10 protein-coding genes are annotated in these 6,259 nt (G+C 64.0%); 3 read left to right on the plus strand and 7 right to left on the minus strand.

The window, feature by feature from the left end:
• Positions 1-44 precede the first annotated feature (44 nt).
• A complete protein-coding gene (locus tag Q0D31_RS19395) occupies positions 45-950 on the plus strand; it encodes a hypothetical protein (protein WP_291854558.1) in 906 nt (301 codons plus the stop codon).
• Positions 951-1,086: 136 nt separating this feature from the next.
• Here the strand turns inward: Q0D31_RS19395 and Q0D31_RS19400 are convergent, their stop codons facing one another.
• From Q0D31_RS19400 to purE, 4 genes are all read right to left on the minus strand, one after another.
• Complete coding sequence (locus Q0D31_RS19400; RefSeq protein ID WP_291854560.1) at positions 1,087-1,578, minus strand: tetratricopeptide repeat protein; 492 nt, start codon at positions 1,576-1,578, stop codon at positions 1,087-1,089.
• A 299-nt stretch (positions 1,579-1,877) separates the two neighbouring features.
• Positions 1,878-2,186 (minus strand): 30S ribosomal protein S21, encoded by a 309-nt coding sequence (gene rpsU, locus Q0D31_RS19405; RefSeq protein WP_291854563.1) that lies wholly within the window; start codon positions 2,184-2,186, stop codon positions 1,878-1,880.
• Positions 2,187-2,497: 311 nt separating this feature from the next.
• Positions 2,498-3,601 carry a 5-(carboxyamino)imidazole ribonucleotide synthase gene (locus Q0D31_RS19410; protein ID WP_291854566.1) on the minus strand — a complete coding sequence of 368 codons (1,104 nt, stop codon included), beginning with the start codon at positions 3,599-3,601 and terminating at the stop codon, positions 2,498-2,500.
• A complete protein-coding gene (gene purE, locus Q0D31_RS19415) occupies positions 3,598-4,086 on the minus strand; it encodes a 5-(carboxyamino)imidazole ribonucleotide mutase (RefSeq protein WP_291854568.1) in 489 nt (162 codons plus the stop codon). The genes Q0D31_RS19410 and purE overlap by 4 nt, the downstream gene beginning before the upstream one ends.
• A 152-nt stretch (positions 4,087-4,238) precedes the next feature.
• Here purE and Q0D31_RS19420 point away from each other — a divergent pair, with 152 nt between their 5' ends.
• Complete coding sequence (locus Q0D31_RS19420; RefSeq protein WP_291854571.1) at positions 4,239-4,910, plus strand: GGDEF domain-containing protein; 672 nt, start codon at positions 4,239-4,241, stop codon at positions 4,908-4,910.
• 28 nt (positions 4,911-4,938) lie between these two features.
• Here the strand turns inward: Q0D31_RS19420 and Q0D31_RS19425 are convergent, their stop codons facing one another.
• From Q0D31_RS19425 to Q0D31_RS19435, 3 genes are all read right to left on the minus strand, one after another.
• Positions 4,939-5,190 carry a hypothetical protein gene (locus Q0D31_RS19425; protein ID WP_291854574.1) on the minus strand — a complete coding sequence of 84 codons (252 nt, stop codon included), beginning with the start codon at positions 5,188-5,190 and terminating at the stop codon, positions 4,939-4,941.
• A 28-nt stretch (positions 5,191-5,218) separates the two neighbouring features.
• A complete protein-coding gene (locus Q0D31_RS19430; protein ID WP_291854577.1) occupies positions 5,219-5,491 on the minus strand; it encodes a hypothetical protein in 273 nt (90 codons plus the stop codon).
• A gap of 118 nt (positions 5,492-5,609) precedes the next feature.
• Entirely contained in the window at positions 5,610-5,816 is a 207-nt protein-coding gene (locus tag Q0D31_RS19435; protein WP_291854580.1) for a DUF465 domain-containing protein, read from the minus strand.
• 237 nt (positions 5,817-6,053) lie between these two features.
• Between Q0D31_RS19435 and Q0D31_RS19440 the strand changes: the two genes are divergently transcribed.
• Positions 6,054-6,239, plus strand: a complete 186-nt coding sequence (locus Q0D31_RS19440; RefSeq protein ID WP_291854583.1) for a DUF465 domain-containing protein — start codon at positions 6,054-6,056, stop codon at positions 6,237-6,239.
• Positions 6,240-6,259 lie beyond the last annotated feature (20 nt).

A 6,259-nucleotide genomic window follows, 5' to 3' on the forward strand; every position in this document is an offset into this window, starting at 1 on the left:
GCCTCAAAGTTCCAGCAAAAATTCCGCAGCGCGGAGTGCCTTGAATGCTGAAATACCTGAAGAAATTCGCCGTGGACATTTTTCCCTCGGTGGCTGCGACCGTCATCGGGGCCTACATCGTCAACCACTACATCGTGAGCAAGCCGGCGACGAATACCCCCGCCGCTTCGGTCGCCGCGAAGGGCAGGGCGGATACCAGCGCCACGCCGGCCGAGACAGCGGCCGAAGTCAGCAATCTTCCTGCCGCGGGCGTCAAGGCCAGGGGCATTTCCGAGAAGGCCCTGATGGAGAGGACCGCCGCTGAAAGGCCGGCGGTGGCAGAAAAGATCCACGAAAAACCGCAAGACAAAGCCGAACCAAGGCTCGACGCGAAAAGCGCCGCCAGCCCGGCAGAAACCGCGAGCATTCCCGCCGAGCCGCGGCGTCAACCGGTCGCGCCGCGCGAAAGGGAAAAGATCAGGGTCGTGCTGCCGTCGCCCGTGCAACCTTCGCCGTCCGCCGCCGCCCCGGTCGCATCGCCCGCGGCCGAGTCCGTGCCGGACGAACGTCGCGACGCCAACGAACTGGCGCGGGCGGCGATCGAACGCCTGCGCGGCAACGCAGACCATTCGCCGCGGATGCCGGAACCCGCGCGTCCGCCGGATGTCTCCCGCGTCGTGGCGGCGCCGCCCGCGGCTGCGCCCGTACCGCGCCCGCTGCCGCCGCCGATCCTGGTTGCGACGCCGCCGACCGGCGAACTCCCCGGCCAGCCCTCATCGCAGGCGAGGCCGCCCCTGGCCGCAACTCCCGGGGCCGCGGACCGCCCGACGCCGCCCGCCGAAATCCCGTCGCGGCCGCTCGACCTGCGCGCCGAAGTTGCGGAGCCTTCGGTGCGTGAGCGCGGCACTGCGGTTGCCGAAGAGGTGATGTCGACCGCGAAATCGCTGTTCCAGGCGGTGCTGCCGAAATAGCGCCGTCGCAGGTCCAAAGCGTCGGCGGCAGGGCCTAAAGCGCGATGAGATTGGGATGAATCATCATCGCGCTTCAGCTCTTTCGTTTGAGCATGATCTCTTCGGAAAACCGCTGCACACTTTTCCGGATCATGCTCTATCCGCCGTTGCGCGCGAGGCCGCTTCGCGCGGCTTCGTCCTTGGGGCGGAGCGTCAGCGCGCGGCCGTAAGATGCGGACGCCGTAACCTTTTCTCCGATCCGTTCATAGGCGAGGCCGCGGGCGGTCCAGGCTTGCGCATTGTTCGGATCGGCCTGTACCGCTTCGTCCAGATCGGAAGCGGCTTCCCTGGCCTTGTCGAGTGCGAGATAGCTCGTCGCCCGCGCCAGCAGCGGCTCGACCTGCTGCGGTTTCAGGCCGTTGGCGGCGGTGAAATCCTCGATCGCCTGCTGGTGCCGTTTCTCGCCCTGATGGATCAGCCCGCGGCCGTACAGGGCCGGCACATTGTAGGGATCGAGTGCGAGCGCCCGGTCGAACTCGGCGAGTGCTTCTGACGCCCTGCCCGATCGGGCGAGTTCTTGGCCGCGTGCGGTATGGCCCTGCGCATCGCGGGCGCCTTGCTCGGCAGCGTTGCCGCCCGGCTTCTGCACGACTGGCGGCCTGTCGTTATTGGATCCCCAGGATCCCAAATCGAACGAGCAGCCCGCCAGGGGGAGGGTGATCGCGAGCAGCGCTGCGGCGGGTGCGGAACTGCGGGAAGGTCGGGAAAAAACGTTGCAAAGCAAAATGGCCATGAAGCGAATACCCGGGCGTCCGATGCGGCAATAGGTAGCCTGCCGGACCGAGAAAGGCATCGGTCAAGATTGGCCTGGCGTTGCCGGCGCAGTGGCAGAAAAACAAAACGCGGACCGAAGGCCCGCGTTTTCCAGTCCCAGTTTCCCGATTGCGTTCAACGCGGTCCGCGCGGACCCGCACCCGGGCCGCCACGACCACCAGCAGCGCCCCCGCGCTCGCCGCCGGGACCGGCGCCGAACACCGGCTTCGGCTTCATCGGCAGCAGGCCTTCGCGCTGCAGCTTCTTGCGGGCCAGCTTGCGCGCGCGGCGCACGGCCTCGGCCTTTTCACGGGCCTTCTTCTCGGAGGGCTTTTCGTAATGGCCGCGCAGCTTCATCTCGCGGAAGATACCCTCGCGCTGCATCTTTTTCTTCAGCGCCTTGAGGGCTTGATCGACGTTGTTATCGCGGACGAGAACCTGCACGCGGCATCCTCTTTCAATTGACAGGATAAGAATTCTGGCAAGGTCAAAGGGCTGGCGAGCAGCCTCGCCCCGAACCTGAAGGCGGGCATGTAGCAGACAATAACGCGAATGTCCACCGGCGAGGCGACCATTCCTGCCAGCTTGGTTTCGGTGGAATGGATGGGGCATCGACGGCCGATTCGATGCGTTTTCCTGACGCCGACCGATTTTCGCCCCGCTTCAAGGGCCCAGGGTAGAGTCATGAAAACGTGTGGAATTGCCGCACGCATGAACCGGGTGATTTGCTGTTTCGGTGCGACCGGACGATCAGGCTATTTTCCGGAGCCTGGCCTCACCTCGGTCACATGGCCCATCTTGCGGCCGGGTCGCGGCGTCCCCTTGCCGTAGAGATGCACGGTCGCACCGGGAACCGTCAGCCACCGCTCATAGTCCAGCACGTCGTCGCCGATCAGGTTGGTCATGGTGACCTGCCCATGGCGGATCGGCTTGGCGAGCGGCCAGCCGGCGATCGCGCGGATGTGCTGCTCGAACTGGGAAACCGAGGCGCCGTCCAGCGTCCAATGTCCTGAGTTATGCACCCGTGGCGCGATCTCGTTGACCAGCACCTGCGGCCCGCCCGGCCCGGCGACCACGAACATCTCGACCGCGAGCACGCCGACATAGTCCAGTGCATTGGCGATCTTCTCGGCGACCGCGCGCGCCTGTGTCGCCAGCTCATCGGATATCGCCGCCGGTGCGCGCGAGATTTTCAGGATATGATCGCGATGCTCGTTCTCGGTAACGTCGTAGCATTCGACCTCGCCGTCCGCCGAGCGCGCGACGATCACGGAAACTTCGCGCTCGAACGGAATGAAGGCTTCGAGGATCGCGGATTTGGTGCCGAGGTCTTCCCAGACCTGGTTGGGATCGTCGCCATCGCGGATGATCGCCTGGCCTTTGCCGTCATAGCCGAAACGACGGGTCTTGATCACGGCGGGACGGCCGATGCGGGCGATCGCGGCGCGCAGGGTCTCCACCGACGAGACGTCGGCGTAGTCGGCGGTACCGATGCCCAGCCGCTTGACGAAGTCCTTTTCGATCAGCCGGTCCTGGGTGGTTTCGAGAATGCTCTGGGCCGGCAGAACCGGACGCCGTGCCGCCAGCACCATCGCGGTCGCCGCCGGAACATTTTCGAACTCGTAGGTGATGACATCGACATCGTTGGCGAAAAGCTCGAGCGCCTCTACGTCGGCATATTCGGCGCAGGTTGCGTTCAGCACGACGTCGAACGCGGGCGAATCCGGATCGGGCGAGAACACCTGGCACTTGAGGCCGAGGCGCGCCGCGGCCATGGCCAGCATCCTGCCCAATTGTCCGCCGCCGAGAATTCCGATGGTGTCGCCGGGCTTCAGCCGCACATGACCTGAAGCCGTCACGCCGGATCCTCCGGGCGCTCTTTGACCGCGTCCGTCAGTTGCTTGCGCCAGTCGGCGAGCCGTATCGCCAGCGCCGCATCGTTGAGCGCGAGCACGCTTGCTGCGAGCAGTGCGGCGTTGATGGCGCCGGACTTTCCGATCGCCAGCGTCCCGACCGGAACGCCGGCCGGCATCTGCACAATCGAGTAAAGCGAATCGACACCCGAGAGCGCCTTGGATTCGACGGGAACTCCGAACACCGGCAGCTCCGTCAGCGCAGCGGCCATGCCGGGCAGGTGGGCCGCGCCGCCGGCACCCGCGATGATGAGCTTGAAGCCCGCAGCCTTGGCGCCCTTGGCGAAGCTGAACAGCCGGTCCGGCGTTCGATGGGCGGAGATGATTCGTTCCTCGCATTCAATTCCAAGCGCCGCCAGAGTTTCGGCGGCGTGGCGCATGGTCTCCCAGTCCGACTGGCTGCCCATGATGATGGCGACGGGTGCGGTCATCTCGTCAATTCTGTTCGGGAATCCAGAAACATAGGCTGGATTATAGGGGGCGCCCCTGGATCATCCAAGGCGTGGCAAGGGATCAGCAATGGACTATCCTGTCTTGGTGAATCCCGGCAAGCCTTCATACGCCGGCCTGCACAGGGAAGGCCATGAAGAAGAAATCCAGCGCGACCGCCGCCAGAGCGGCAAAACGCCCCAGAAACGCGGGTGCCGGGCGCAATCTCGCGCCGCATCTCCCGCCAGCGCCGGTTTCCCCGCCCGAAGACCCCAAGTCGACCATTCGTCGGTTGAAGGCGAAACTGGCCAAGGCCCAGGCGCGAATCGCGGAGCTGGAGGCTGCTGCCGACACCGACTTTCTGCTGGATATTCCGAACAGGCGCGGCTTTGAGCGCGAGCTTCACCGCTCGATCGCCTACATCAAGCGCTACCACGCCCACGGCGCCCTGATCGTAATCGACGTCGACCGCCTGAAGCCGATCAACGACGCCTTTGGTCACGCCGCAGGCGATCAGGTACTCAAGGCCATCGTCTCGACGATCCAGGGTCAGGTGCGGTCGTCCGACGTGGTCGGCCGGCTCGGCGGCGACGAGTTCGCGCTCCTGGTGTGGAATCTCAGCGAGACGGACGCCAGGGCCAAGGCGGCCGCGCTGGAAGAGGCGATCGATCGCCTTACCTTCGTTTTTCGCGGCAGCACCATCACCGCCGGCGCGTCGGCCGGCGTCGCGGTCCTCGACCTCCACGCCGAAGCCGGCCGCGCGCTGGAAGTGGCTGACAGCGCCATGTACGTGCGCAAGGCCCAGCGGCGGCACGAGGTTTCATGAGCGCGGACGCGCCCTCTCGTGGCAGTGGCTACAGCCCGCTGAGATCGTCCGGTACGCTGCCGAATTTCCGCAACAAGCGTGGATCGCCGAATTCGCCGATCATGGGATCGCCGCTGCGGCTGAAGGCGACCGCGCCGATGCTGCCGGCCATTCGCGACATCGTTTCGGCTCGCCGCAGCGCTGTGGTCGGACTCGGGCACTCCTCCGCGGCCCCCGCTACCGGGGAGCCGCTGTCGTCCTGCAGAAATGGCATGGCGACGTAGTAGGTGACATCAGCCATTATATCGCTCCTGGGTAATCGCTCCAGTTCAGGCGGCGTTGCGGCTGGCCGCTGGCGCGGGGGTTGATGCGTTGGCTTCAAGCGAACCGATACCGGGTTCACCTGAAAGGACTTTGGTCGATCCGCGGCCCGCTTCGACCGCAGCCCGCACTTCGTCCAGTTCGATTTCCAGATACTCGTTGGCCATGATCAGCGCCTTGATGGTCGATCGCAGGTTGCCGTCGCACATCGCAATGGCCTGATCGCAAGCCTGCTCGTAACGGTGGTGGCTTTCGTCGGATCGGGATACGGGACCGGACATGGTGGACTCCCTTTACTGCCGGGTTGATCCCGAATGTTCATCTTTTGTTCTATAAGAGTCAAGGTGTGACGGCGCGTCGCGACCTGTTTTCCCCGCCGCTCGGTCGCGACCGTCGCAATCAGGCGATGATATCGGGCGTGATCTGATCTTCGATAAAGGCAATGCGGTCACGCAGTTGCAGCTTGCGCTTCTTCAGCCGCTGCAGCCGCAGCAAGTCAGGCGCTGGCGATTGATGCAGCGCATCGATCGCCGCGTCGAGATCGCGATGCTCCTGCTGCAGGCGGGCGAGTTCGTTTTCGAGCTCGCGCTCATCTTCTTCGGTCATGGTGTATGTTGGCTAAAGACGCGGTTCAGTTGTCAACATGATTGCAAAGCCCGGATTAAATATCCTCCCTGCGGGGCTGCTCCGCAAGTCGACCTGGTTCCCTGCTCACGATTGGTTACAGCCAATCGCCAAAATATGAGCGGCCGGATTTCGGATAGCCATCGACAGATTTCGCCGCTGGTGTACACTTTCTCATCCGGATCGAATCTGAGGTTTCAACCGCCGAGGAGATTTCGTATGGCAATACAGGCGCATCTTGTTGAACTTGAACGCAAACACAAGATTCTCGAGAATGAATTGCACGAAGCGCTCGTGCACCTTTCCACAGACGACCTGCAGATTGTCGAGTTGAAGCGCCGCAAGTTGATGGTCAAGGATGAGATTGAGCGGCTGAAGAAAACCGCCAGCGGAACTCTCCACTAATTCATCCAGCAGAGTATTCA

It is taken from the genome of Bradyrhizobium sp. (genome assembly GCF_022844465.1).
Taxonomy (GTDB): domain Bacteria; phylum Pseudomonadota; class Alphaproteobacteria; order Rhizobiales; family Xanthobacteraceae; genus Bradyrhizobium.

Bases quoted from the DNA above. Each gene is read 5' to 3' on its own strand.
- Q0D31_RS19425 (WP_291854574.1), bottom strand. From the start codon at position 5,190: ATGGCTGATGTCACCTACTACGTCGCCATGCCATTTCTGCAGGACGAC.
- Q0D31_RS19440 (WP_291854583.1), top strand. From the start codon at position 6,054: ATGGCAATACAGGCGCATCTTGTTGAACTTGAACGCAAACACAAGATT.
- Q0D31_RS19395 (WP_291854558.1), top strand. From the start codon at position 45: ATGCTGAAATACCTGAAGAAATTCGCCGTGGACATTTTTCCCTCGGTG.
- Q0D31_RS19430 (WP_291854577.1), bottom strand. From the start codon at position 5,491: ATGTCCGGTCCCGTATCCCGATCCGACGAAAGCCACCACCGTTACGAG.
- Q0D31_RS19420 (WP_291854571.1), top strand. From the start codon at position 4,239: ATGAAGAAGAAATCCAGCGCGACCGCCGCCAGAGCGGCAAAACGCCCC.
- purE (WP_291854568.1), bottom strand. From the start codon at position 4,086: ATGACCGCACCCGTCGCCATCATCATGGGCAGCCAGTCGGACTGGGAG.
- Q0D31_RS19435 (WP_291854580.1), bottom strand. From the start codon at position 5,816: ATGACCGAAGAAGATGAGCGCGAGCTCGAAAACGAACTCGCCCGCCTG.